The 25,498-nt window shown below is 64.0% G+C and carries 18 protein-coding genes and 3 tRNA genes; 9 read left to right on the forward strand and 12 right to left on the reverse strand.

The window, feature by feature from the left end; translation table 11 throughout:
* The first annotated feature begins 44 nt into the window (after window positions 1–44).
* Entirely contained in the window at window positions 45–1,928 is a 1,884-nt protein-coding gene (locus E6P07_RS02845; protein WP_153974215.1) for a serine/threonine-protein kinase, read from the forward strand.
* A 16-nt stretch (window positions 1,929–1,944) separates the two neighbouring features.
* Here the strand turns inward: E6P07_RS02845 and E6P07_RS02850 are convergent, their stop codons facing one another.
* Entirely contained in the window at window positions 1,945–2,631 is a 687-nt protein-coding gene (locus E6P07_RS02850) for an OmpA family protein (RefSeq protein WP_153974216.1), read from the reverse strand.
* 230 nt (window positions 2,632–2,861) lie between these two features.
* Here E6P07_RS02850 and E6P07_RS02855 point away from each other — a divergent pair, with 230 nt between their 5' ends.
* The 4 genes from E6P07_RS02855 to gspD are packed head-to-tail and all read left to right on the forward strand — an operon-like array spanning window position 2,862 to window position 7,399.
* The gene (locus E6P07_RS02855; protein WP_153974217.1) at window positions 2,862–3,962 is read left to right on the forward strand and encodes a PilN domain-containing protein; all 1,101 of its coding nucleotides are present in this window, start codon (window positions 2,862–2,864) and stop codon (window positions 3,960–3,962) included.
* On the forward strand, window positions 3,959–4,570 hold the full coding sequence (gene gspM, locus E6P07_RS02860) for a type II secretion system protein GspM (RefSeq protein WP_153974218.1): 612 nt from the start codon (window positions 3,959–3,961) through the stop codon (window positions 4,568–4,570). The genes E6P07_RS02855 and gspM overlap by 4 nt, the downstream gene beginning before the upstream one ends.
* Complete coding sequence (locus E6P07_RS02865) at window positions 4,570–5,157, forward strand: hypothetical protein (protein WP_153974219.1); 588 nt, start codon at window positions 4,570–4,572, stop codon at window positions 5,155–5,157. Before gspM ends, E6P07_RS02865 begins: the two co-directional genes overlap by 1 nt.
* A 46-nt stretch (window positions 5,158–5,203) precedes the next feature.
* Window positions 5,204–7,399 (forward strand): type II secretion system secretin GspD, encoded by a 2,196-nt coding sequence (gene gspD, locus E6P07_RS02870; protein ID WP_153974220.1) that lies wholly within the window; start codon window positions 5,204–5,206, stop codon window positions 7,397–7,399.
* A 190-nt stretch (window positions 7,400–7,589) separates the two neighbouring features.
* Here gspD and E6P07_RS02875 read toward each other — a convergent pair whose 3' ends face one another.
* The 8 genes from E6P07_RS02875 to E6P07_RS02910 form a co-directional block, all read right to left on the reverse strand.
* Complete coding sequence (locus tag E6P07_RS02875; RefSeq protein ID WP_153974221.1) at window positions 7,590–8,765, reverse strand: transposase; 1,176 nt, start codon at window positions 8,763–8,765, stop codon at window positions 7,590–7,592.
* A 159-nt stretch (window positions 8,766–8,924) separates the two neighbouring features.
* Complete coding sequence (locus E6P07_RS02880) at window positions 8,925–10,391, reverse strand: glutamate synthase subunit beta (RefSeq protein ID WP_153974222.1); 1,467 nt, start codon at window positions 10,389–10,391, stop codon at window positions 8,925–8,927.
* A complete protein-coding gene (gltB, locus tag E6P07_RS02885; RefSeq protein WP_153974223.1) occupies window positions 10,384–15,039 on the reverse strand; it encodes a glutamate synthase large subunit in 4,656 nt (1,551 codons plus the stop codon). Before gltB ends, E6P07_RS02880 begins: the two co-directional genes overlap by 8 nt.
* 623 nt (window positions 15,040–15,662) lie before the next feature.
* A complete protein-coding gene (locus E6P07_RS02890; RefSeq protein WP_153974224.1) occupies window positions 15,663–16,229 on the reverse strand; it encodes a hypothetical protein in 567 nt (188 codons plus the stop codon).
* Window positions 16,230–16,310: 81 nt separating this feature from the next.
* A complete protein-coding gene (locus tag E6P07_RS02895) occupies window positions 16,311–17,138 on the reverse strand; it encodes a DUF2272 domain-containing protein (RefSeq protein WP_153974225.1) in 828 nt (275 codons plus the stop codon).
* Window positions 17,139–17,148: 10 nt separating this feature from the next.
* A complete protein-coding gene (locus E6P07_RS02900) occupies window positions 17,149–18,918 on the reverse strand; it encodes a hypothetical protein (protein ID WP_211363159.1) in 1,770 nt (589 codons plus the stop codon).
* A gap of 204 nt (window positions 18,919–19,122) precedes the next feature.
* Entirely contained in the window at window positions 19,123–20,310 is a 1,188-nt protein-coding gene (locus E6P07_RS02905; RefSeq protein WP_153974226.1) for a dicarboxylate/amino acid:cation symporter, read from the reverse strand.
* 24 nt (window positions 20,311–20,334) lie between these two features.
* Window positions 20,335–21,786, reverse strand: coding sequence for a Mur ligase family protein (locus tag E6P07_RS02910; RefSeq protein WP_153974227.1), 1,452 nt, complete (start codon window positions 21,784–21,786; stop codon window positions 20,335–20,337).
* Between the two features lie 121 nt (window positions 21,787–21,907).
* Here E6P07_RS02910 and E6P07_RS02915 point away from each other — a divergent pair, with 121 nt between their 5' ends.
* From E6P07_RS02915 to mtaB, 3 genes are all read left to right on the forward strand, one after another.
* Window positions 21,908–22,525 (forward strand): Hsp20/alpha crystallin family protein, encoded by a 618-nt coding sequence (locus E6P07_RS02915; RefSeq protein WP_153974228.1) that lies wholly within the window; start codon window positions 21,908–21,910, stop codon window positions 22,523–22,525.
* 8 nt (window positions 22,526–22,533) lie between these two features.
* Window positions 22,534–22,968 (forward strand): YybH family protein, encoded by a 435-nt coding sequence (locus E6P07_RS02920; protein ID WP_153974229.1) that lies wholly within the window; start codon window positions 22,534–22,536, stop codon window positions 22,966–22,968.
* Window positions 22,969–23,041: 73 nt separating this feature from the next.
* A complete protein-coding gene (mtaB, locus tag E6P07_RS02925) occupies window positions 23,042–24,388 on the forward strand; it encodes a tRNA (N(6)-L-threonylcarbamoyladenosine(37)-C(2))-methylthiotransferase MtaB (RefSeq protein WP_153974230.1) in 1,347 nt (448 codons plus the stop codon).
* Here mtaB and E6P07_RS02930 read toward each other — a convergent pair.
* Window positions 24,379–24,606 carry a hypothetical protein gene (locus tag E6P07_RS02930; protein ID WP_153974231.1) on the reverse strand — a complete coding sequence of 76 codons (228 nt, stop codon included), beginning with the start codon at window positions 24,604–24,606 and terminating at the stop codon, window positions 24,379–24,381. The two genes, mtaB and E6P07_RS02930, sit on opposite strands and share 10 nt — an antisense overlap.
* 285 nt (window positions 24,607–24,891) lie before the next feature.
* Between E6P07_RS02930 and E6P07_RS02935 the strand changes: the two genes are divergently transcribed.
* Window positions 24,892–24,979, forward strand: a tRNA-Ser gene (locus E6P07_RS02935).
* Between the two features lie 144 nt (window positions 24,980–25,123).
* On the opposite strand, the gene E6P07_RS02940 is transcribed toward E6P07_RS02935, so the two are convergent.
* Together E6P07_RS02940 and E6P07_RS02945 are read right to left on the reverse strand one after the other, a co-directional pair.
* Window positions 25,124–25,199: transfer RNA gene (locus E6P07_RS02940), tRNA-Glu, on the reverse strand.
* A gap of 59 nt (window positions 25,200–25,258) precedes the next feature.
* A tRNA-Ala gene (locus E6P07_RS02945) sits at window positions 25,259–25,334 on the reverse strand.
* Window positions 25,335–25,498: the final 164 nt, after the last annotated feature.

A 25,498-nucleotide genomic window follows, 5' to 3' on the forward strand; every position in this document is an offset into this window, starting at 1 on the left:
CCAAACCGCGAGCCGACCGCCGAAGACCGACTAGAGTCTAGACGATGGACGAGCCTTTCGAATCACCCCCGTTGCCGCCTGGGACCCGATTGCACTCTTTCATCATCGGTGCGCCGCTCGGGCGGGGTGGGGTCGGCATCGTCTATGCCGCCGAGCATGAGATCCTGCACGAGACCTTTGCGATCAAGGAGTTTCTCCCGAACGACCTTGCCCGTCGAGTCGCGGGGAATCGGGTCGCGGCCCTGCCGGGCAAGGAGAAGGCCTACGCCGCCCTGCGTCGCAAGTTCCTGGAGGAAGGCCAGACCCTGGTCCAGTTGGCCCGCCCGCATCCCCATCCCAACCTGGTTCAGGTCACGGATGCCTTCCACGAGAACGATACCGTCTATCTCTGCATGCGCTTTGAGCGGGGGCAATCGCTGGATGCGCTGGTCGAGTCGCGCGGGCCGCTCGGCGAGTCCGAACTGATGGCACTGCTCCTGCCGCTCCTGGATGGCCTGGAATATGCCCATGCCCATCGGGTCTGGCACCGCGACATCAAGCCCTCGAACATCCTTGTGCGCGAGGACGGCACGCCGCTACTCATCGATTTCGGTGCCGCCCATCGCGATCGGGCGGACGGCGTGGTCAGTGTCATCGCCCAATACACGCCGAATTTCGCCGCGTCCGAGCAAGTGTATGGTGGCACCCAAGGTCCCTGGACCGACATCTATTGCCTGGCTGCGACCCTGTATTACGTCGTGACCGGCCATCCGCCGCCATCCAGGTTGCGTCCGGGCTGGCGCTCGCAATGCCCTGGATACAGCCGGCGCTTTCTCGATGCACTCGAGGCTGGACTGCAATTCGATCCGGAGCGCCGTCCGGAGACCGTGGCGAGCTGGCGTTCACTCTTCATGGCATCCGAGGACGATCCGGGTCTGATCAGCCAGCGGCCCTCCGATCCCGAAGAACAGAAGACCCAGGTCTTGGATCAAGACGTCCTCATCCAACGTCCAAGCCAGGGGACGTCTGGGGTCACCACGGTCCTGTCAGGTCTGGAACCAGCCTTAGGGCCAGCCGCCGAGCAACGCCATCCCCAACCTGCATCGCGCTCCAGACGCTGGATCTGGGTAGCCGGCTTGTCGGTGCCGCTCCTGCTCGGGGGGCTGGTGGTCGGGTCCCTGATGGACCACTGGCTCAACCCCTCGCCAGAGCGTCCCACTTCCCTGTCGGTCGAGTCGTCGTCGGACATCATGCGGTTCGGCGAGCGGCTAGATCTGGCCGGACTGGAGTGCGCGCACGTCAAACTGTTCCCAATTGGCGAACGGGCCATCGGGCTCTCCGGTTATCTGCGCGACGCACAGCAGCTGACGGCGTTGTTGGAACGGGTTCGCACCCTGGCCCCGGGGTTGGAGGTCGAGAGGCGGGAACTTGCCTTTGCCTCCCCCTTCTGTGACCTCCTCGGGGTGACGAATGCCCTGGCCCCGGCCAGCGATCGGTATCCGGGGATGCCGATCGTTCGCTTCAACAACCCGGATCGGATCTACCAGGAGGATCAGTATCTGGCCCTCGACGTGTTCAATCCGGGGGCCAAGGGCGGCTATCTCTATCTGGACTTCATCGACAGCGACCACCAGGTCGTGCATCTGTTCCCAAGCATGGCCCTGCCGGACAATTTCATCCCGCCTGGTAGTTTGCGCCAGATCGGTGCACGCGACGACGCCGCCTGCGCGCGTGAACCCGACGCCTGCTTCGTGATCTCACGCCCCCACGGTAACAACCTCATCCTGGCCCTTTGGAGCGAGACACCGATCTTGCCGGGTTGGCGCTCCCCACAGTCGGAACCCGTGATCGGCTATCTGGCGGTGTTGCGAACCGCCCTCGACTCCCAACCCATCAGCTCCTCGTCTCAGCGCGCCATCTCGTACCATTTCTTTACGACGACGGATTGAAGGCCACCGGGGCGCGTCAGTCACCGATCGGGCGCACCCGCACCCGACGATTGACGCTAGCGAGCGGACGGTCAGGGGCATAGAGTTCGCTCTCGCCCTTGCCGACTGCAATCAGTCGGCTCGGCTCGATGCCACAGCACTCCATCAGATAGCGCTCGGCGGCGCGTGCTCGCTGCTCCGAGAGAGACTGATTGTATTCCTCCGACCCCGAGGCATCGGTGTGACCCTCGATGAGCCAGGTGACCCCGCTGAATTGGGGTCGCTTCAGTGCCTGTCCGAGCTTGGCTAGCTCCGCCATTGAGGTCTCCGTCAGACGCGACGAGTCATAACCAAAATAGATGGAGACGCCATCCGAGGCACCAGACTCGCTCGCCGGCGGCTGATAGACATCCGCGGCGGCTGGTCCCGATGCCCGGACCCTTGGGGTCTGGGTGGCCGCCTGATTGACCCTGGACTTGGGTGGAGTCGGGGGTTGAACCGGTGCCGTCCGCTCGGTCGGCTCTGGCTTCGACTGGCTCGCGCTCGTCGACTGACGCTCGCGTCCAGTGATGAGGCCGCGCTTGCGTTCCATGACGCGGTTGAGCGCCTTCTCGTAGTCATCAACACTGGCGCCACGTTTCATGTATTCCTCGGCACCGGCAGTGGATATCCAGAGACCGAGCACCAATACGAACAGCACACTGACTCGATAAGCCTTTTTCATCGCCTCTCTCCGTCACCAGGACGCAACCGACAGGGATCTCCCAAGCCTTCGGGACGCACCACGATCTCTACCAGCAGATGTCTTTAGCATAGTTCGACTGGCGCCGGAGCGGGACTGGGTCTTACACTTCATTTTCCATATTTCCCGCCCCGGATCGCCCAATCCTGCATCGACCTGGGTCCGGGTGCTCTTACCCCCTTGGACCGACCGGATTTTCAGAATCGGACACCATGACCCTCACCGAACGCTTGAGCCAATTTTTCAAGGGATGGCCGGTCTCCAGGGCCGATTCGTCGGGGCTTTCGGAGGGGTTCAAAGAGCGGTTGCTGGCCTGCCTGCCTGCGGTCGCGTATCGCTTCTTGGCGCGCCACAACCGTCGGCTCGTCATTCGGCCTGTGGGATCGCGCGCCGATCTCAGCGTGGTCGCGGGTCTGGAGACACAGTCGCTGGGTGAGCTGGATCTCGCGCACGCCACGGCCTTACCGGGCATCGCTGGAATCCCCGAGCAGGAGCGCCCGCACGGCGTCGAGCTCCGTCTGCCGCGCGCGGATGTGCTCACCCGCGTGGTCTCCTTCCCGGCGCAGGTTCGCGCCAACCTGCCACAGGTCATCCGCTATGAGTTGGATCGGCTCTCGCCCTTCGAGGCCAAGGACGTATTCTTCGACTTCGCCGTCCAGGGCGGTTCCAAGACGACCGATCGTCTGCGACTCGACCTGGCCCTGTGCCGACGCGACCTGGTCGATGGCTGGATCGCGCGCCTGGAGGCGCTCGGCACCCCGATCGACCGCATCACCTGGGAGGGCGCCTGGAAGGGTGCAAACCTGCTGCCGGTCGAACGGCGACCAAAACGGCGCCGTCTGCGACTGACGCTCGGCTCGGTCTCGGGCATGGTTTCGATCCTGCTTGTGATCGCCATCCTGGTGACGCCCTTATGGCAGAAGCATTATCTCGCGCGCCAGTTGGAGTCGGAGGTCGCACGTCTGCGCCGCCAGGCGGTCGCCGTCGACGAGGTGCGCCAGGAACTCGAGCGCGTCCGTCAAAGCAGCACGTTCGCGCTCCAGCGCAAGCTCGAACAACCCCGAATCCTAGAGCTGCTGCGCGAGCTGACCGACCGACTCCCCGATGACACCTGGGTGCAGAACCTCGAATTCAGTGACGATCAGGTCGATCTGCGCGGCGAGTCGGGTCAGGCCACATCCCTGATCGCGATCCTGGAGCAGGCGCCCAGCATCGAGGGGGTCTCCTTCGGTTCGCCCTTGACCCAGATCGCCCGCACCGGCAAGGAACGCTTCAACATCACCTTCCGCTATGTGCGCGGAGGTGCCAAATGACACTCAAGCCTGCGACCGATCGACCGCTCTGTCTGGGTCTGGTCAGCGCTGTGGTTTTGGCGCCGATCCTGCTTGTGGCCGCCATCGCCGTCTTCTGGATTGACCGGATCTCGGAACTCGATGACACCATCGCCAGCCACCGCGATCAGCTGCGGCGCTATCAACGCCTGGTCGGTAGCCTACCGGCACTCCAGGTCGAGCTAGAGCAGGCGCGCGCCAACGACACCTTCGATGCCTTCTATTTCAAGGCCCCGACCCAGGCACTCGCCGGGGCCCAGATCCAAACCCAAATCCAGGAGATCGTCAACGCCGCCGCCGGACGTCTGATCAGTACCCAGATCCTGCCGCCGGAAGGGCAGGAGACACCGCCGCGCATCCGCGTACGCACCCAGATCCAGGGTTCGACCGAGACGCTGATGGAGATGCTCTATCGTTTCGAACAGGCACGTCCCTTTCTGTTCGTCGAGCGTCTCTCGGTGCGCTCCTCGGCCCGACCAACGGAACCTGCCGGCCCGGGGATGGCGCAGCGGCGTCTGGCCGCCGATCAGGGCGGCGAGCTCACTGTGAGACTGGATATCTATGGCTTCGTCCTGGGGGGCGCGCACTGATGAAACAGGCTCAGGTCCTGGTCGCGCTCGCCCTGCTCGGACTTTTGGCATTCCAGTGGATCGGTTGGCCGCCAGACGCGCCATCGGACGCGACGACGGACGAAACAGGCGGTGTGGAGCCCGTCGCGTCTCCCGGCCAGCCGGACCTGCTCAGCCAGATCGAGACGCAGGAGTCGAAGGATCACTATGCCTCGATCATCGAGCGTCCGCTGTTCCGACCGGATCGGCGACCGGAACCACCGCGCGACGAACAACAGGGTCCGGATGTTTTGCAGGAGAACCTCGACCTGAGCCTCTTCGATCTGAGCGCCGTGCTCATCACGCCCGAGACCGTCTCCGCCTGGGTACGGGATCCGGCGCAACCCAAACTGCGGCGTCTGCGCATCGGGGACGATCTGAACGGCTGGGCTGTCCTGGAGATCCAGGAGGATCGCGTCCTGCTCGAGCGACAGGGTCAGCGGGATGCGTTAATATTACGCGACTACTCCCAGGGCGCACCCGCGGTTGCGCCGGCACCACCCGCCCAAAAGGCTCTTCCCCGGTTAAAGCCCCGCGCACCTGTGCGTGTCGCCCCACCCCAGCAATGATCACACCGGGTCGAGTCTGCTCGACCCGAGTCGTCACCGAGGCATCATGTACCCCAATCACACCTCTAGGCGCACCCATCGGCTCGGATGCTGGTGGCGACTCGCCCTATCGACCGCTCTCGTCACCGGGTTGTATGGATGTGAGCGCGCGTACTGGGATCCCACGGTCAAGGTGGGCAACGCCGATGGTCATGTCATCGACGCAGATCAGGCCCGCCGGCGTGAGGAATTCAAACAGCGCGCTGGAGCCGGCACCGAGACCCTTGCCCTCGGCGAGGGAGACTCCAAGGGCAGCGCGATCCTCCAGCGCGGGACAGGCAGCTTCGTGCGCAAGGTCACGCCGCCTGCCGTGGATACCGCGCCCGGTGATGTCACCCTGAACTTCGACGGCACCGATCTGCGCGAAGTGGTTAAGGTCATCCTGGGCGATCTGCTCAGGGTCAACTATGTGCTTCATCCAGCCGTGCAGGGCGCAGTCTCGCTCCAGACCGGACGCCCCCTGCGCCGCGAGGATCTGCTGCCCACGCTCGAGACCCTGCTGCGGATGAACAACGCGGCCCTGATTTCCAGAGAGGGTCGCTACGAGGTCGTCCCCTTGGCCAACGCCATCCAAGGAGGCGTGACACCGCAGCTCGGTCAGTCCGAGCGGGCCCTGCCCAGTGGCTATAGCGTGCAGGTGGTGCCACTGCGCTATATCGGCGCCGAGGAGATGAGCAACATCCTCAAACCCCTGGCCCCCGAGGGCAGCGTCATCCGTGTCGACACCTTCCGCAACCTGCTGGTGATCGCCGGCACCAGCCCCGAGATGAGCAATCTGCTCGATACCATCCGGGTCTTCGATGTCGACTGGATGGCTGGGCTCTCGGTCGGGCTGTTCGTCCTCGACTATGCCAAGGCCAAGGATGTCGCCTCACAGCTCGAGGGACTGCTCGCCGATGAGGGCAGCAATCCGCTCAAGGGGATCTTCCGCTTCATCCCGATCGAGAGTTCCAATGCCCTGTTGGTCGTTTCACCCCAGGAACGCTATCTCAAGCAGGCGCAGACCTGGATCGAACGGCTCGATCTGGCCGAGTCCAGCAACGATGGTTCCGAACGTCTCTATGTCTATCGGGTCAAGCACAGCGATGCCGAGAGTCTGGCCGATATCCTGTCGCAGCTCTTCGGCGGCGGCGGAAGCAATACCAAGAAATCACTAACGGGCAATGTCGCGCCCGGGCTCGGACGCGCATCGAGCATCGGCGGGACGTCCAAGATCAATAGCGACTCGGATTCCCAAAATACGCCCCAGACCCAGGCATCCTCGACACGTCAAGCGGCCTCGTCGCGTGAACTCGAGATGTCATCGAGCGTCAACATCGTCGCCGACGCGGTCAACAATTCGCTCTTGGTGCGCGCCAGCCCGCGCGACTACAAGAAGATCCTCGACGCGCTCAAGCAGCTCGACATCATGCCGCTCCAGGTGCTGGTCGAGGCCACCATCGTCGAGATTACGCTCACGGGCAATCTCAAGTATGGCGTGCAATGGGAGCTCTTCGGTCCGGCCTCCAAGGGCAAGAGTTTCGCCTCCCTGGATGGGACCCTGGATGACGCGGAAAAGTCCGGGATCTCGACGGCCTTCCCTGGCTTCAATTGGGCGCTGGTCTCCGACCCAAAAACCATCAAGGCCACACTGAGCGCGCTTGCGGGCGACAACCTGCTCAAGGTCCTGTCCTCGCCCTCGGTCATGGTCATGGATAATCAGAAGGCCAAGATCCAGGTCGGTCAGGAGGTTCCGATCGCGACCTCGAAGCAAGAAGGCACCTCGACGACCGATCGCACCTATACCACCATCTCCTACAAGGACACGGGTGTCATCCTCACGGTCAAGCCGCGCGTGACCCCCGGCGGACTGGTGCAGATGGAGATCGAACAGGAGGTTAGCACGGTGCTGGATCCAACCACCGCGCTCAACTCGCCCTCCTTCAAGAAACGCACCATCACCAGCTCGGTGGCGGTGCGCTCCAATCAGGCCGTGGTACTGGGCGGGCTGATCGAGGATGCGCACTCGGATGGCAACCAGGGTGTGCCCGGGCTTTATAGCCTACCGCTCCTGGGTGGACTCTTCGGACAGACCTCGAAGTCTTCGAACCGGACCGAGCTGGTCGTGGTGCTCACACCCAAGGTCATCGCCAGTGATCAGGACATCGAGTCCGTGACCGAGGATTTCCGCAGCAAGGTACACGGACTCAAGGTCGCCTTCTGAGACATCCGATCGTGTCTCTCCGCGGAGGCCGCGAGCGCCGCGAACTACAGCCGACGGATGAGCGAGGAGGGGGCAGGCTCATCCCCCCTCGCCTCGATAGGCATAGGTATCTACACAATTTCATCCATCCCCTCCGTTAGCAAGAAGAATCGAGTTGGCGAAGGCACGGAGTTCTGGGATGGAAGAGTGATCAAGGGAATCGAGGATGGCGAACAGTATGAAAGCGCCAGCCAACAAGGCGGAGGGGGTAACAAGGCGAGATGCCTTCATCTGCCTGCCGGACAAGCGCACGAGAAACTGCCGGGCGGCTTGTGCCTCCTCGGTCTGCTGCGCAGAGAGGCGCCACACCAGGATACAGGCCTGGGTGGCGATCAGCAGACGCTTGAATAGGGCTCCCCCGCTCTCCTGTTCCCCACTGCTCCAGTTGATGGCCTGCCTGTTTGAGCAGTTTGAAGAACGATTCGATCTGCCAGCGGAAGTCGTACCACAGTGCCACACGCGCGGCACTGACGGTTTCAGGCACCGACGTGAGCAAGAACCATTCGGCCACCAGATGTCCGGCTTCGTCGTACAGGCGACTGACCACCAGCCGGGCCTTCAGCGGTTCGCCCGGAACCGGTCGCTGCCGTCGCCCGTCAGCGCCGATTTTCTTCGGTTTCGCTGGCCGGGTCAGAACTACCGGCGCACTGGCAATCCAGTGCTGGATCGGTCGGCCTTGGCAGAGAACCTGGCGTTCTCGGGTATAGCCAAGTTGCTTGGCCACCGCGTCGATGCGCATCGAGCCGTTGCCGTAACGTACCGTCGAGTTCCCTTTGGCGCGCACCAGCCACAACTGGCCGTCGCGCGTCCAGCGGCGCAGATGGCCGACCGAATCCGCTTCGCGATCAATCACATGTACCAACCGGGGGCCGAATTTCTGCTGCTCCAGCCAACTCATCCGCTCGCTCAATTCGTCCAGAGGCGAAGACACCTTGGGGCTGATCGTGTCGGCACACGAGCTCCAGACGCCTTGGGCCGTCACCAGATCCTGCACCGGCACCCCCAAGGGCGCGCCATCCTCGGCACTGACCAGGAGGCTGCTTTGCAGTTCGTCGCCCACATCCGTGGCATGGGTCATTTGCAGGCGATCCCGTTTCGAGGCGTGCCCTCCATCGTTCACTCTCGACCAGTCCGCCACCGCCAACACATACTCACCGCCATCCGCCGTCACGGCCTCCCGTGTCGCCGCCAACAGCGGAACCGACAGCCCCTCAGGCGTCACCCGTGGATTCGCCAGAAATCGCCACATCGCCTGGGCGTGCGACGCGGCTTTCTTCCCGTCCGGCACGGCTTTGACTCCCGCTGCCAAGGGGCCAGTACAGTTCATATGCCCCTTCAACAGCTTCCCGTAGCGTCCGTCAAGACGCTTGTCACCAAAATTCGTCGCATACCGCTTATTTGTACCTCATCTTCCCCGCGAGAAATCCCCCGAACAGAGCCGGGTTTGTGTAGATACCCATGCTCGATAGGGGTGGGTCGGGGCGCTTCAGCGTGGTAGGTCCGAGTGTCCCATCAGCCATTCATCGACGGCGCGCGCGCACTGGCGTCCCTCGCGAATGGCCCAGACCACCAGCGATTGCCCACGACGCATGTCGCCGGCCGCAAACACGCCTTCGACCGTGGTCTTGTAGGCGTCCGCACCCTCGGTCGTGCCCTGGACGTTTCCGCGCGCATCGAGCTTCAGTCCGGCCTCTCGTTCCAATTGTTCCAGCATCCCTTCGCGTACCGGGTGGACGAAGCCCATCGCCAAGAGCACCAGATCGGCCTTGAGTTCGCCCTCGCTCCCGGGGATCTCCTCCATCCGCGGGCGGCCCTCGGCGTCCTTCCCCCAGCGCACCAGACAATACTTGACCGCCTTGACCCGGCCATGTTCGTCACCGATGAACGCCTTGGTGGCGAAGTTCCACATCCGGGTGCAGCCTTCCTCGTGGGAACTGGAGGTACGCATCCGGTTCGGCCAGTTTGGCCAGGTCAGGAGCTTATCCTCGCGTTCGGGTGGACGGTCGAGGATCTCGACCTGGGTCACCGAGGCCGCCCCATGCCGGTTCGAGGTCCCGATACAGTCCGAACCGGTATCACCGCCGCCGATGACCAGTACATGCCGACCCTGGGCGCTGATGAACGCCTCGTCCGGTACATAGGAGCCCTGCACCCGCTGGCTGTTGCGCTTGAGGAACTCCATCGCGAAGTGGATCCCTTGGAGTTCGCGCCCCGGGACCTGCAAGTCACGCGGCTGTTCGGCCCCGCCCGCGAGCACCAGCGCATCATATTCTGCCCGCAGCATGTTTACAGACACATCGACCCCGACATGGGCATTGGTATGGAACTCCACACCCTCGGTGCGCATCTGCGCCAGACGCCGATCGATCAGCTTTTTATTGAGCTTGAAGTCCGGGATGCCATAGCGCAGCAGACCGCCGATACGATCGGCCTTCTCGTAGATGGCCACCTGGTGCCCGGCACGGGCCAGTTGCTGGGCGCAGGCCAGGCCCGCCGGACCCGAGCCGACGATCGCCACCCGCTTACCGGTCCGATGTTTGGGTACCTGCGGCTTGATCCAGCCTTCCTCCCAGGCGCGGTCGACGATGGCGCACTCGATGGTCTTGATCGTCACCGGGGCATCGTCGAGGTTGAGCGTGCAGGAGGTCTCGCAGGGTGCCGGACAGATGCGTCCGGTGAACTCCGGGAAGTTGTTGGTCGAGTGCAGCACCTCGATCGCTGCCCGCCAATCACCGCGATAGACCAGGTCGTTCCAGTCCGGAATGAGGTTATTGACCGGACAGCCCTGATGACAGAAGGGGATTCCGCAGTCCATGCAGCGCGCCCCCTGCTGACGCAGCTCCGGCTCTGAGAGCGGAATGACGAACTCATCGTAATGGACCACCCGATCCGCCGCCGGCGTATAGCTCCGGTCGCGACGGGCGTATTCCATGAAACCTGTTGGCTTACCCATGCTCGACGATCCCCTTCAAAGGCTTGTTGGTGCGCGGCGGACGGCTCTGATTGGCCTGCATCTCTTGGAGCGCACGCCTGTAGTCGACCGGCATCACCTTGACGAACTTGGAGAGATAGGCCGGCCAGTCGTCCAGGATCCGCCGCGCTACCGCCGAATCCGTATATTCCCGATGGCGCTCGATCAGGCGCTTCAGCCGCCGTGCGTCATGGCGTGTCATGTCGCGCGTGAGATCGACCCGCCCATGCGTCTCCAGATCGCCGCCCTGATGGCCGTTTGACTCGAGGGCCGCGTCTTCCTCGGCGATTGGCTCTAGCTCGACCATCGCCAGATTGCAACGGTCGGCAAAGTCGCCTGCCTCGTCCAGCACATAGGCGATGCCGCCCGACATGCCGGCGGCAAAGTTGCGCCCGGTCGGTCCTAGGATCACGGCGATGCCGCCGGTCATGTATTCACAGCCATGATCACCCACACCCTCGACCACGGCCGTCGCGCCCGAGTTGCGCACACAGAAGCGCTCGCCTGCCACGCCGCGGAAGAAGCACTCGCCCGAGATGGCCCCATAGAGCACGGTGTTGCCGACGATGATGTTATCTTCAGCGCGCCCGATCCCGGAGTCATCTGGCGGATAGATGATGATCCGTCCCCCCGAGAGACCCTTGCCGACATAGTCGTTGGCCTCGCCCTCGAGCTCCAGGGTCACCCCCTGTGCCAACCAGGCCCCAAGCGACTGACCGGCCGTGCCCTTGGCCTTGATATGGATGGTGTCGTCTGGCAGTCCGGCATGACCGTAGCGCTCCGCCACCCGACCCGAGAGCAGGGTGCCGAAGGTGCGGTTGAAGTTGCGGATCGGTGTCTCGATGCGTACCGGCTCGCCGCGCTCGAGGGCGGGCCTGGCCTGACGGATCAATTCATGATCGAGCGCCTGGTCTAACCCATGATCCTGGGCCTCGCAGTGATGGATGGCGACCTCGGGTCCGACCTCCGGCTTGTGCAGCAGGCGCGAATAATCAAGGCCATGCGCCTTCCAGTGGTTGATGGCGCGGCGCATCTCCAGCCGATCCGATTGCCCGATCATCTCGTCCATGGTGCGGAAGCCGAGCTTTGCCATCAGCTGGCGCACCTCCTCGGCGACGAAGAAGAAATAGTTGATGAGATATTCAGGCTTGCCGGTGAACTTCTTGCGGAGCTCCGGATCCTGGGTCGCCACCCCGACCGGACAGGTGTTGAGATGGCACTTGCGCATCATGATGCAGCCCTCGACGATCAGGGGCGCGGTGGCAAAGCCGAATTCGTCCGCGCCCAGGAGTGCGGCGATCACCACATCACGTCCGGTGCGCAGACCACCGTCCACCTGGACGCAGATCCGCCCGCGTAACCTGTTGAGCACCAGGGTCTGCTGGGTCTCGGCCAGACCAATCTCCCAGGGCGAGCCGGCGTGTTTGATGGATGTGAGCGGACTGGCCCCGGTACCGCCGTCATAGCCCGCGATGGTCACATGATCGGCATGGGCCTTGGACACACCCGCCGCGACCGTGCCGACCCCAACCTCAGACACCAGCTTGACCGAGATACGCGCCCTGGGGTTGACGTTCTTTAGGTCATGGATGAGCTGGGCCAAGTCCTCGATCGAATAGATGTCGTGATGCGGCGGCGGCGAGATCAGCCCCACGCCGGGCGTCGAGTGACGCACCCGGGCGATCTGGGCATTGACCTTGTGCCCGGGCAACTGACCGCCCTCGCCAGGTTTGGCGCCCTGGGCGATCTTGATCTGGATGTCGTCGGCATTGACCAGATACTCGGTGGTCACCCCGAACCGCCCCGAGGCCACCTGTTTGATCGCCGAGCGTTCCGGATTGGGTGAGCCATCGGGCAGGGGACGGAAGCGCTCCGGTTCCTCGCCCCCCTCGCCGGTGTTGGACTTGGCGCCGATGGCATTCATCGCCCGCGCCAGGGTCGAATGGGCCTCGTAACTGATCGATCCAAACGACATGGCGCCGGTGGCGAAGCGCTTGACGATTGCGCTCGCCGGCTCGACCTCCTCCAACGGGATCGGCGTCTCGGCGAACTTAAACTCCATCAGTCCGCGCAGGGTCAGCAGCCGTTCGTTCTGCTCATCGATCAGACGCGAGAACTCAGCGAAGGTCTTGGCATCCTTGGCGCGCGTGGCATGTTGCAGCTTGGCGATGGTCTCGGGGGTCCAGACATGATCCTCGCCGCGTACCCGATAGGCATAGTCGCCGCCCACATCCAGGTGATGGCGGTAGATCTGCTCGTTGCCATAGGCTTGCCGATGCCAGCGCACCGCCTCGGCTGCCACCTCGGGCAGGCCTACACCCTCGATCCGGCTGTGGGTACCGGTGAAATAGCGTTCTAGGAACGCATTGCTCAGGCCCACGGCATCGAAGATCTGCGCCCCGCAATAGGACTGGAAGGTCGAGATGCCCATCTTGGACATGACTTTGAGCAAGCCCTTGCCGATCGCCTTGAGATAGCGGTACTGCGCCTCCTCGAAGCTCAGCTTCTCGGGCAGCGACGGCAGCAGGGACTGGATGGTATCGAAGGCCAGATAGGGGTTGATCGCCTCGGCACCATAGCCGGCCAGGGTCGCGAAGTGATGCACCTCGAGCGCCGCGCCCGTCTCGACCACCAGACCGGAACTGGTGCGCAGCCCGCGCCGGATCAGGTGATGATGTACGGCCGAGGTCGCCAGCAGGGCGGGGATGGCGATGTGGTCGCGGTTGGTGTTGCGGTCCGACAGGATCAGGATGTTATACCCGGCCAGCACTGCTGCCTCGGCCTCCAGACATAGCCGTTCTAGCGCCGCCTCCATGCCTGCTGCACCCTCGCTGGCCGGATAGACGATATGCAGGCTCTTGGTCCGAAACGCCCCGCCTGAGTTGTCCTCGATATGGCGCACCCGCTCCAGGTCTTGATTGGTCAGGATCGGCTGGCTGACCTCCAGTCGCCAGTGCTTGCCGGCCTCGTTGATCCCGAGCAGATTCGGACGCGGCCCGATCAGCGATACCAGCGACATCACCAACTCTTCGCGGATCGGATCGATCGGCGGGTTGGTGACCTGGGCGAAGTTCTGCTTGAAATAGGTCGAGAGGTGTTTGGGGCGGTTGGAGAGCACCGAGGGCGGGTTGTCAGCCCCCATCGAGCCGACCGCCTCCTGACCGGTGAGCACCATGGGCGTGAGCAGGAACTTGATGTCTTCCTGGGTATAGCCAAAGGCCTGCTGCAGATCGAGCAGGGTGTCGGCATCTGGCGCCATGGGGGCCACATCGGTCGGCAGCTCGTCGAGATGGATCTGGGTCTTGGCCAGCCACTCGCGATAGGGCCTGGCCGCCGCCAGCTTGGCCTTGAGCTCGGCGTCATCGATGATGCGCCCCTGTTCGAGATCGATCAGGAACATCTTCCCCGGCTGCAGGCGCCACTTTTTGATGATGCGCTCCTCAGGGATGTCGAGGACGCCCATCTCGGAGGCCATGACCACCAGGTCGTCCTTGGTGACCAGATAGCGTGCCGGACGTAGCCCATTGCGGTCGAGGGTGGCGCCGATCTGACGTCCATCGGTGAAGGCCACCGCCGCTGGTCCGTCCCAGGGCTCCATCAGGGCCGCGTGATACTCATAGAAGGCCCGGCGCTGGGCATCCATCTGCTTGTTGCCGGCCCAGGCCTCGGGGATCAGGATCATCATGGCATGGGCCAGCGAATAGCCGCCCATCACCAAGAGTTCCAGCGCATTGTCGAAACAGGCCGAGTCCGACTGGCCCTCAGGGATCAGCGGCCAGATCAGATCCAGGTCTTCGCCGAGGATCTCCGAACGCATGGTATGGCGACGCGCCGCCATCCAATTGAGATTGCCGCGCAGGGTATTGATCTCGCCGTTGTGGCAGATCATGCGGAACGGCTGGGCCAGGTCCCAGGTCGGGAAGGTATTGGTCGAGAAGCGCTGATGGACGAGCGCCAGCGCCGAGACGAAGCGCTCATCGTTCAGATCCAGGTAATAGCGCCCGACCTGATGGGCGAGCAGCATGCCTTTGTAATTGAGCGTGCGCGAGGACATCGAGACCATGTAATAGGCCGTCTTGTCGAAACCTAAGGCGCGGATCTCGTTGTCCATGCGCTTGCGGATCACAAACAGCTTGCGCTCGAAGCTGTCTTGATCTGGGCAGTTCGCACCGCGGGCGATGAAGACCTGGCGGATCACAGGCTCGGTGGGCAGCACGCTCGCCCCAAGGTCGCTGTTGTCCACCGGGACATCGCGCCAGCCGAGCACCCGCTGACCACCCGCGGTCAGGTGGCGCTCGACGGTCTCGATCATGCGCGCGCGCGCCTGGGCGTCGCGCGGCAGGAACACCATGCCGACGCCATAGTCGCCGGTCGCAGGCAGCTCGAAGTCGAGCACGGCACGGAAAAAGGCGTCCGGGATCTGCACCAAAATCCCCGCCCCGTCACCGGCCTTGGGATCGGCACCCACCGCGCCGCGATGGTGGAGACGTTTCAGGATCTCTAAACCCTGCTGGACAATCGCGTGGCTTTTGTGATTCTTGATGTGACAGACGAAGCCGACGCCGCAGGCGTCACGCTCGAGATTTGGGTCATAGAGACCCTGTGCGGGTGGTAGGGCACGAAGGCGCATCGCCGACCTCGTTTGATACCTGGGATGATAAGGATGACGATCTGGAAGCGGTTCGAACGCGGGGTCTGTCTTGGCCGCCGGGGTTTGGAGATGACCGAAGCCGCTCGATCCAGTGTGATCAGACTTCAGCGAACAGGCCGTGAGTGCGCCGAATGGCGGGCACTCGAGTCGCGTAGACCCTAAAGTGCCTGAACGGATTGAAATCGAGAACTGCGAATCATAACCCTGTCGCACTGGTCATTCCAGTACTCATTGCGTTCGGGCCGATCTCCAGCACCCAGCGCGCCCCGTCCCGTGATGGCTTCGTGGAACGCCTGGAGGAGGCGCGCGCTGGCGTTAACCGGATCTGGCAGTGTGTCCTGCCGACGCTCGATCGGGCGCTGCTCTTGGAGCAGCGCCATCAGACCTTTCCATCAGACCGACTCATTTCTGCTCAGTCGGCCACGAAGCTGAGGCCCCGTTTCCACGAGGCTGGTTTCACGGCAACCGTGAGGCTACCGTCAGCGCCTTTCTCTCCAAAGGCTGATGAACCGCCAGGCCCCCGCGCGGCGTCCCTTCGAGAACCTGGAGATGCAGCGCGAGATCCAGAAACTCACCCAGCCGCTGCGCAGTGACGTCTCGGGTTAGTCCGTCGGTGGGGTCCAGTGGACATAGGGATAGGGCTCGGCCTGACCCAGGGCCGTATAGCCGAACACGATCTCGGCCCGGGTGCCGTCCTCCAGTTCGAGCAAGCCGATGCCGTTGCGCCCGTCGAGGGCTGAGGTCAGATCGGCACGGCCACGACGCCCATCGGAGCACCAGACCGCCAGGATGGCGTCGGTCGAACCGGCGAAGGCGTCATAGCCACCCTGGCAGAATTGATTGCCGTGGGTGACGTGAAAACTCGTCACCAGAGGCGAGCCGTCGTAACGACCCAGATAGACCCTTCGATCCAGGACCAAGGCGATCGGCCCGGCGTTCGAGTGATGGCCATAGGGCAGATCATTGGGACTGGGTTTCTCGAAATACTCGAGCACCTCGCTCAGACAGGCCGAATAATCCTCCAGATCCAGATGACGACACAGACGCTGCCCATACGCGTCGGGCGTGACAGAGGTGACGAAGGAACCGAAGTGACCGGGCGGGGGCGGCAGGCAACCACTGATCAGGGCGGTGGCGGCGAGTGTGGCGATGGCGGCAAATCGAGGCATGGAATCTCTCCCAATGGATCAAGTCCTGAGTCTGGGCATCCGCCCGTACCCGGTGGAACCCGGGCGACGGCTGCGGGGGGATCAGAGACGATTTTGTATGATCAGAAACCAAGGCCGACGCGGAATGGGTTGCAGGTGCCCCTGGGCGTCAAGTTCGATCCGGATCTTGGAGACCGAGTTGCGCACATTCCCGCCGATGGCCTCCAGGGTCCGTCCATGTTTGCCCGTCACCAGGTCGCAGTGTGAACTAATTCCGGTGAGTGCGTCGGCACTGACATAGCCATTGGTCATGATCGGGGGCGATGGCGAGCGATAGGCACAGATCAGATCCCCCGGTTCGGGGCTGTAGTCCTGGAGACGGCGCGGCACGAAATAGCGTCCGGGCAGGTCCGCGGACTCGATCAGATCGGCCAGATAGGGCCAATGGGCAATCGAGGGCCGAAACTGGTCCGCTGGGACGCCGGCGTTGAGCATGATCCAGCCGATGAAGGCCGCCGACCAGGGCTTCTGGCAGTCCATGCCGGTCAGATCGGGCTGACCGACCGCGCGCCAGTACTCATTGACCCTGTTGCTCTGACGGGGGCCGTCGTCCTCCCAGTCACCGACGAGCGGGATACTCTCCACCATACCCCTGAAAACAACCTCCTGCCGGCCGAAATAGTCCCATTCCTGCTCGGCTCGGGCAATGATGGCGCGCTTGAGCGATGGGTTCGGTGCCGGCGGTGTGCCGATGGGTCGCCCGTTCCAGGTCCCCGTGCGCCCATCCGGGCCGAGCGATTCGGGCGGCGTCGCGCAGGAGATGAGCGTCAGGCTCAAGACCAGGGCCAGGATGCGATGGGCCGCGCCTGTGGCGGGGACGGCGCGGGTCGGTCGGCGCTGGGGCCGGGCCTCGGCCTTTGAAGGGCGCATTGGGATCCTCTCAGTGCGGTGGCCGCGTGGTTTCACGGAACCAGGAACGATATTGTTCCATCCGCGCCCGCTGATCGGACGGCGCCCGGCGGCGACAGGTCGCGGCCTCGGCACTACCCGGGGTCGCACCCCAGCGGATCTCGACGCAATCGTTGGGATTGTAACCGACCTCCAGGTTGGCACGTCGGGCATAGAGTTCGCGCAGGCTCAGGCGCCAAGGGCTGCCATCGCTGCGCGTATAGACAATGGCGTGCGCATCGAGGCGTTGTTCGTGCAGACGCGCGACCCGATCGGCCGCGTGCGCAGGACTCTCACCGACGAGCCCATACAGCTCGGGATGGCGGCGGATGCGCTCCGGTAACCCCTCGACCACCTTCAGGGCAATCAGCAGCCTCATATCGCGCGATGGGGTCGCATAGTCTTCCCAGGGACCGATGGTCTCGAAGATCGCCGGTCCGCTTGGCATGGGCACGACCGCGCCCGGATGCTCGCGCATGTAACGCTCACCGGTGTCGATTGATCTCACGCGCGTCTCCAGTTGTTCCATCAGTGCCTCCAGCACCGAGTTGTAGGCAGCGACGGGATCGAGTCCGCGCGGATTGATGATCGCGTCGACACGCGCATAGAAGGCGTCGGGGTCGAGACCGGCCTGCTCCAGCGAAAAGGCCGGATATCCGGAGCGGCCATCGAGCTCGGCGTTGGACAGCGGTCGCCAACCGTTCCCTTTAGATACCAGCGGGCGGAACGCCTTGAAGCCGGGGCCAGCGCTCGCGGTCCGGGCAAAGAGGAAATTGCCCTCCCAGTAGCGTTTGCGCGCCACCGAATTGTCCGGTTGGGCATCGACGGCGAGCAGTCGTCCGGCGGTCTGGCCATCGCCCGGTAGCCACTTGACCAGGATCATGACATGACCATAGGGATCGGCATAGAGGGTACCCGGCCGGAGCGCCTCGCGCCTGAGCTCGACCGGATAGACGTCCGTGGCCTCGGCATCCAATGCGGTGCGCGCGCTACCCGAGTGTACGGTATCGACCAGTCGGCGGCTGGCACCGAGGAAGGCGCTGACCGGGGCGCGGGTGCCGACGAAGCGGGTGTCGATGATGGGCGCCTCGCAGCGCGGCGGACTGGCACGGCTACCCCGGTCACAGGCGCGATAGGCGATCGGCAATCCGAGCTTCCAGGCGAAATAGGCGCGCAGATAATAGGGCAGGTCGGCGCAGTCCGGCTCGGCGCGGATCTGATTGTCCTCGTTGGCGCCGAGATAGTCGAACAGGAAGTTCTGCGCCGGATCGCGCAACACAGGGGTGAGCGACGCGAAGCTCAGCGCCTGATCCGGTGGGGCATTGAACAGATGTTCGATCCAGGCCGAATAGAGGGCCTCGGTGGCTGCGTCCCACTGCCCGCTGCCCCGATCGCTGGTGCCGCCACCGACGTTGATCTCGGCGCGCGCGACGATCTGGCCGTCGCGGCTCGCCTCGATACGGTAGGGGCCGGACTCGGGACGGAAGAGGGTGCCATAGAGACTCCAGGGCGGCCCGCCGGCGGCGAGCGTCCGCAGACGCTGGGCGCGGCCCGCTGGATCCGTCACCCTCAGTCCATCCAATGCACCCTCGGTCGCCACAGCAAAGACCTCAAGCGGCCGTCCGGGCTGGGGATCGAGCGGGGCGGTCCAGATCCGCGTATCGGATGCCCAGACCCAAACGGGATCGGCGAGTATCAGGGCGCACGCCAGGAATCCAAGCCGGGCCAAGCGGATGAGTGTCCCGAAGCCGTGCGATTGCATCCCGATCACCTCGTCTGAGCCGAGTCCGGCACGATTTTATAAGATTTGCCTGGAGAAGGGCGCGGTTTTCACCGCATCCAGGAGACCTGGACAGGGGAGGGCCTTCCTGATGAGGCACGGACTTGGCCAGCTGTCGAGGCGCGGCAAGCGGGTCGCTGTGGTGATGCGAGCGGGCACCCCTTCCGGTGGACGTATTGGTGACCATCACGATGAACCAGACGCTTGGCCGGGAGCGTCCTTGGATAGGCTGGCCGCGACCACCAGATCGCCCCAGACGTTGACGGCGGTGATCGGATAGTCGAAGAAACGGTCGACGACCAGATAGAGCGCGAGATACGTCTGGGGCAGTCCCAGCAGATCGAGCATGAAGGCCATCATGGCGAGGCCGCCGCCTGGGATCCCGGCGGTGCCGGCGGAGGAGGTCATGGTCAGTAGGACGATATAGAGGGCCTGCCATAGGCTCAGGTCCGACCCCGCCAACTGCGACATGAAGATCAGCAAGATCGACTGATAGAGCGCCGAGCCGTCCATGTTGAGCGTAGCCCCCATCGGTAGGGTCAGGCTGGTGATGCACTCGGGGACACCGAAGCGCTCCAGCGCCCGTTTTGAGACCGGATAGGTCGCCGAGCTGGAGGCGGTCGAGAGCGCCGTCAGCAGCGGCTCGCGGCAGGCAAGCACTAGATGCCAGGGGGAACGTCCGGTAAGTCGATAATAGAGCAGAGGCAAGACGACCAGCGCATGGAGTCCCGTGGCCAGGACCACGGCCCAAACGAAGGCGTGCAGGCGCAGGATCTCGGCCCAGTCCATGGCGGCGAGACTGGTATAGACCAAGGCGGCGATGCCGACCGGGGCCAGGGTCAGGATGCCGGCAAGCAGCTGTATCAGGAGTGCGTCGAGCGCGCGTGCGCCGGCGAGCAGGGTGTCGCGTTGGTCGGCCTGCAAGTGGTGCGAGGCGAGCGCCACCAGCACAGCCACGACGACGATGTGCAGGATGTTACCCTCGGCCAGCGAGGCGAAGAGGTTGCTCGGGATCAGATTGGTGATCAGGCGCTCCAGGCTGAAGACCGCGCCATCTGGTGACACAGGTGCCAGTTCGAGCAGACCGACCGGGACGTTCCGCGAGAACGCCAGCCCGATCAGCGTGCCGAGTGTGGCGGCGATGCAGGAGGTGATCAGGTAATAGAGCAGGGCCCGTGCGCCGATGTGCCACAGATCGCGCCCGCGCGCGAGCGCGGCATAGATGGAAACCAGGATCAGCGGCAGGATCAGGAGCTTGAGCAGCGAGAGAAAGATCTGACCGATCCAAGCGACCGTGGGCGCACCCTGGGGCAGCAAGAGCGCCAGCACGATACCGAGCATCAGACCGCTGGGGATGGAATAGAGCCGGCGCATGGATCGCGTGTGCCTCACTTCAGATCAGGAGGCCGATGTCCAACCGAGCCGGCGTAGATTGGCCTCGACCTGTTCTTGATCGCTGTAGGGCGTCTTGTGTCCATCGCGATCGATATAGCGCTCATGGCCCTTGCCGGCGATGACTGCGACCCAGGGCTCAGACGCCGGGCGGGCGGCGAGCCGGTCGAACAGACGGGCGATGGCCTGGGCGCGGTCGACGACGACGCTGGGGTCCAGTCCCTCGGGAATGCCGATCAGGATGTCCTCGATGATGCGCTCGGGCGACTCGTGACGCGGGTTGTCGGAGGTGACGATGATCACATCCGAGTGGCGGGCGACCGCAGCGCCCATCAGCGGACGTTTGGAGCGGTCGCGATCGCCACCACAGCCGAAGAGCGTAGCGATGTGTGCACCAGGGAAGCCGGCGCGGATGGCACCGAGGAGGGTATCGAGTGCATCCGGGGTATGGGCGAAGTCGATGACGATGGTGCGATTGCCATGGACATAGCAGTCAAAGCGTCCAGGGACCGGCTGGAGATGGCGCCACTCATCGCCCGTACCGCCACCGAGTTCAGACTTGGCGAGGGCGTGCGCCAAGGCATAGTTGGCGCGATTGTGGGAAAGGGCCAAGAATGGCTTGGCCGCGATCGCCTCGGGCGGGAGACGGGCCGGTTTAAGCACCTCGACCGGAACCGCTGTCTGACCACGCGCGGCGAGCCGGTCGGCCACGGTCTGACTGGTGCAGTAAAGCCGTCCGCCGGGTTGGATCTGCTCGATCAGGCGTGCCTTGGCCCTGAAATAGCTCTCCTCGTCGCGGTGATAATCGAGATGGTCCTGGGTGAAATTGGTCCAGCCGCCATCCTGGAACGCGATCCCCGCGACCCGCCCCTGGTCGAGCGCATGACTGCTGACCTCCATCGCGACCACCTCGGCGCGTCCTCGATAGTCATAGAGGAGTCGGCGTAGCTCGATCAGCGGCGGTGAGGTGAAACCGGTCTCGAGCTGGCGCACGCCGTCGAGAAAGACGCCGAGCGTACCGATCGAGAGCACGCGCCGTCCATGGTCGGCGAGGATGGACTCTAGATACTTCAGGGTTGTTGTCTTGCCGTTGGTCCCCGTGATCCCGATGAAGCGGAACGCGCCAGGGGGGAGCGGATAGACGACATCGCAGAAACGGCGCACGACCTCGGCCCAGTCGTTGGGAGGCGTGACATAGAGCCCGACCCCGGGCAGCTGGTCGAAGCAATCGAGCGGACGATTGGTGACAAGGGCGGCAAAACGGCGCCCGGCGAAATAGCGCTGATAGATCTCAGCGTCGGTCAGACCGTCGGCGAAGCGCTGGAAGAAGAGGATAGAGCCATGGTCGCAGGCATCGGCGCGCCACTGGATGTTGGTCGGGCGTAGCGCCTCAGGCAGGGGTCGGCTCCAGGCGAAGCTGGTGTTGGCGAGCAGATGGGCGAGTGCGTCGGTGAGCATGTCGGGGCCGCTGTTCGGGTCACGAGGAGGTGGCGAATTTTGGCGCAACTCGCCTTATACTGGCAGCGTGGACCGTCCGTCCATCTTCAATTTTTGTGAACCTCGAATCTGGGAGTCCATCATGCGTCGCATCACCATTACCGCCGCGGCCCTCTCTGTCTTCCTGCCGCACCTGGTCTCGGCTCAGACCTGGATGGCCCCGGGTCCCTATGCCGGTCGTCCCGGAGTCTATGGGCCCCCAGTCCCGCTCGCCCCCTGGTCGATGCCCGAAAAGGGCGATCGCGATCAGCCGGCGTTTCCTTATGCAGCCCCCGGGATGCCAGCGCCGCCTCCCGGATTCGAATCAGCGCCCTGGCCGTCCACACCCGACTTCGGACGCCTGGAACAGCGCGAACGCCCAAGCTGGCCGCGCCTGACCCTCTCGCGCCGCGCCACGGATGACGCCTATCTGATCGAGATCCAGCTCCAGGATCTCAAGCCCGATCAGGTCGAGATCCGTCCCGTCGGGCGCGGACTGGTCATCACCCATGACGCCTTGGTACGCTCCACCCAGAGCGAGCCCCTGCCCGGTGGCGAGGGCTATCAGAGCCGTTACAGCCTCTCGCGCGACACCAGCACGCGACGCCTGAGTCTGCCGCCGGATGCCGATCTGGCCGGCATGACGCGCGAGGTCAAGGATGGAGGCATCCTGATCCGCGTGCCCAGGGTCGCCGATGTCTGGCGCGGCGGGCGTTGGTGAGCCAGGGGATGCGCTTCGCGACCCCACAAGACGTCGAGGATGCCTACTATGATGCCCTCGAGGCCGGTGATGCCGAGGCCATGTCCTCGGTCTGGGCCGACTCGGACGCGATCTTCTGCCTGCTGCCGATGATGCCCTTGGCTGTCGGTGAGCAGGTGGGGCGTCTGTGGCGCATCCTCTTCGAGCAGGGGCGGGGCTTCGATCTCGAGGTCCGGCATCTGCTTTGGATCGAAGAGGGCGATCTGGCGGTCCATCTGGTCGAGGAACGCCCGCAGATCCAGGCTGATCAGTTCCAGCCCGGTGTGCCACTGCCGCCGCCGCTCTATGCCACCCATGTCTTTCGGCGCGCGGCGGATGGCTGGCGGCTCCTGGTCCATCAAAGCTCGCCGACCCCGCCTCCGCCACCTAGGGTCCCCTCGGCGGGGCGAACGGCCCTGGCCTGAATGCCCCTCTCCCGCGTGGAGCGAGGATTCCTGAGGCGTGCTTGCTTGCGAACTCTGTGGCCTGAGACTCATCATGCACCCCAGACGGCGCGTCCAGCTCCTTGCACTCGGCTGCCGGCTCAACGAGGCCGAGCTCGAGTCCTGGGCGCGTGGTTTCGAGGCGCGAGGATTCAGGATCGTCGAGGATGAGACGGCTCCGACCGAGCTGATCGTGGTCAATACCTGTGCCGTCACGGGCGAGGCGGTGCGCAAGTCGCGCCAGATCCTGAGACGGGTCCGGCGTCATCATCCCCGTGCACGTCTGATCGTCAGCGGCTGCCTGGTCTCGCTCGAGGACCAGGGACTTGCGACGGCAGGGCTGCACCCAGACCTCATCGTCGTCAATCGCGACAAGGATCGCCTGGTCGAGCTCGCACTCATTGCACTGGGGTATGACCCGGATCCACTTAGCCCAGAGGCGAGCGCTGGATCGGATCCGGCAGCACCGCTCGTTGCGCGCGGACGCCAGCGGGCCTTCGTCAAGGTCCAGGACGGGTGTCGCCACCAGTGCACCTTCTGTATCCCCACCTGGGCACGCGGCCCGGAACGCAGCCGTCCGCTGCCGGATATCCTGCGCGAGGTCGCGCGCCTCCAGGACGCCGGCATCCACGAGGTGGTCCTGACCGGCGTACACCTCGGTGGGTACGGCTCGGATCTGGGGACCGATCTTGTCACCCTGATCGAGCGGCTTTTGCACGAGACGGGTATCCCGCGTCTGCGTCTCGGCTCGCTGGAGCCCTGGGATCTCCCCGAGCGCTTCTGGTCGCTGTTCGCCGATCCACGCCTGATGCCCCATCTGCATTTGCCGCTCCAGAGCGGCTCGGACCGCGTGCTCAGACGCATGGCGCGCCGGTACAGGCGCGCCGACTATATCCGCCTGGTCGAGCGGGCGCGGGCGGCGATCCCGGATCTCAACCTCACCACCGATATCATCGTCGGCTTTCCAGGCGAGACCCAGGACGACTGGCATCAGACGCTCGAACTGGCCGAGTCCCTGGGGTTCGGACACATCCATGTCTTCGGCTATTCGCCGCGCCCTGGGACCGTGGCGGCCGGTTTCGACCACCCGGTGGACGCGCGCACGCGCCAGTTGCGCAGCGAGGCGCTCGAGGCCGTGGCACGCCGCTCGCGGTTGCAGGTGCTGCGCGCCCAGATCGGTAAGACGGTGACCCTGCTGCAGGAACGTCCGACCGAGACGGCGGGTGGACGGCCCAGATCTGGCTATACACCCAACTATCTGCCAGTGCATGTACGTTCAGCCCAGCAGATCGCAGAGGGTCAGCTGATCGAGGTGCGGGTCACTGGGCTCGACGAGGCAGCCGCCATGCTGCTCGCCGAACCCACGGACTTGGCGCCGTTGGCACCAAGGGTTCAGGCGTAGAGGTCGACACCGCCCGGGGTGTGGGGCGAGGGTGTCGCCCTGTTGCTGTCTTCGACCCCAGTGGCGCTTGGGGTCTGACCCTGGGGCCCGGACGGGGCTGGAGGCGGCTGGGGTTCGGGTGGCGGCCGGCGGTTTTCGATGTTGCCACCAGGCGGTGGGATCGGCTCCGGCGGCGGACTGGGTTTCATCGGTTGGATATGGACTGAGCCGATTTCCATGACACACCTCTTTTGTGTGCAGTAGGTTGGCTGGGATCCCTGGTTCAAGCATAGGCCTTTTCGAGGATGATGGTGTGCATCTCGATGCATTATCCTGCTTGACCCGCCTGCACGCGGCGCACGGTCAGGCGCGCAGACGGCGCAGCCGTTCTAGAATGTCTCTGCCGCCGAAACCCAGGATATCAATTGGCTGCACGCGCGCACGAAGTACTTGGGGCGTCGTGAGCCATGCGCTATGATTGTTGCCCCGCATTCCAGAGGCGCTCGTTGAGCGCCCCGTCCTTCGGAGAGGTGGCTGAGCGGTCGAAAGCGGCGGTCTTGAAAACCGTTGACTCGAAAGGGTCCGGGGGTTCGAATCCCTCCCTCTCCGCCATCTTGCCTTATTGCGCTTCACCCGCAAGGGTGGGGTGAAACCGACCCTGCTGAAGCAGGGTGTCAGCGTTGTTCTTGCTTGAGCAGGTAGGAGTCAGTTTGGCCTGATGAAACAGCTTGGATCTTCACCCAAGCCCTCGTCGGATGGCGTCCCCACGGGGGTTCGAACCCCGGTTACCGCCGTGAAAGGGCGGTGTCCTAGGCCTCTAGACGATGGGGACAGTGATCTTTGCAGATTCGACGATACAGACAGCCTCGCCGAACCCTAGGTTGTTGAATTTGGTGGAGCCAGGCGGGATCGAACCGCCGACCTCAACACTGCCAGTGTTGCGCTCTCCCAGCTGAGCTATGGCCCCAATGACTTGAGAGCGCAAATCTTATAGAGACCCGTTTGGCTTGTCCAGTATTTTTTACATTTTTGGCAAACTCCAGTCCCGTCTCGGCTTTTGGGGTGTCGGTGGGCTTGCGCCCTCCTGGTATATTCGTTATCGATACACGATCGTCTTTGAGAGGTTAAACC

Origin of the sequence: Thermochromatium tepidum ATCC 43061, assembly GCF_009664085.1 — a bacterium.
Classification (GTDB): domain Bacteria; phylum Pseudomonadota; class Gammaproteobacteria; order Chromatiales; family Chromatiaceae; genus Thermochromatium; species Thermochromatium tepidum.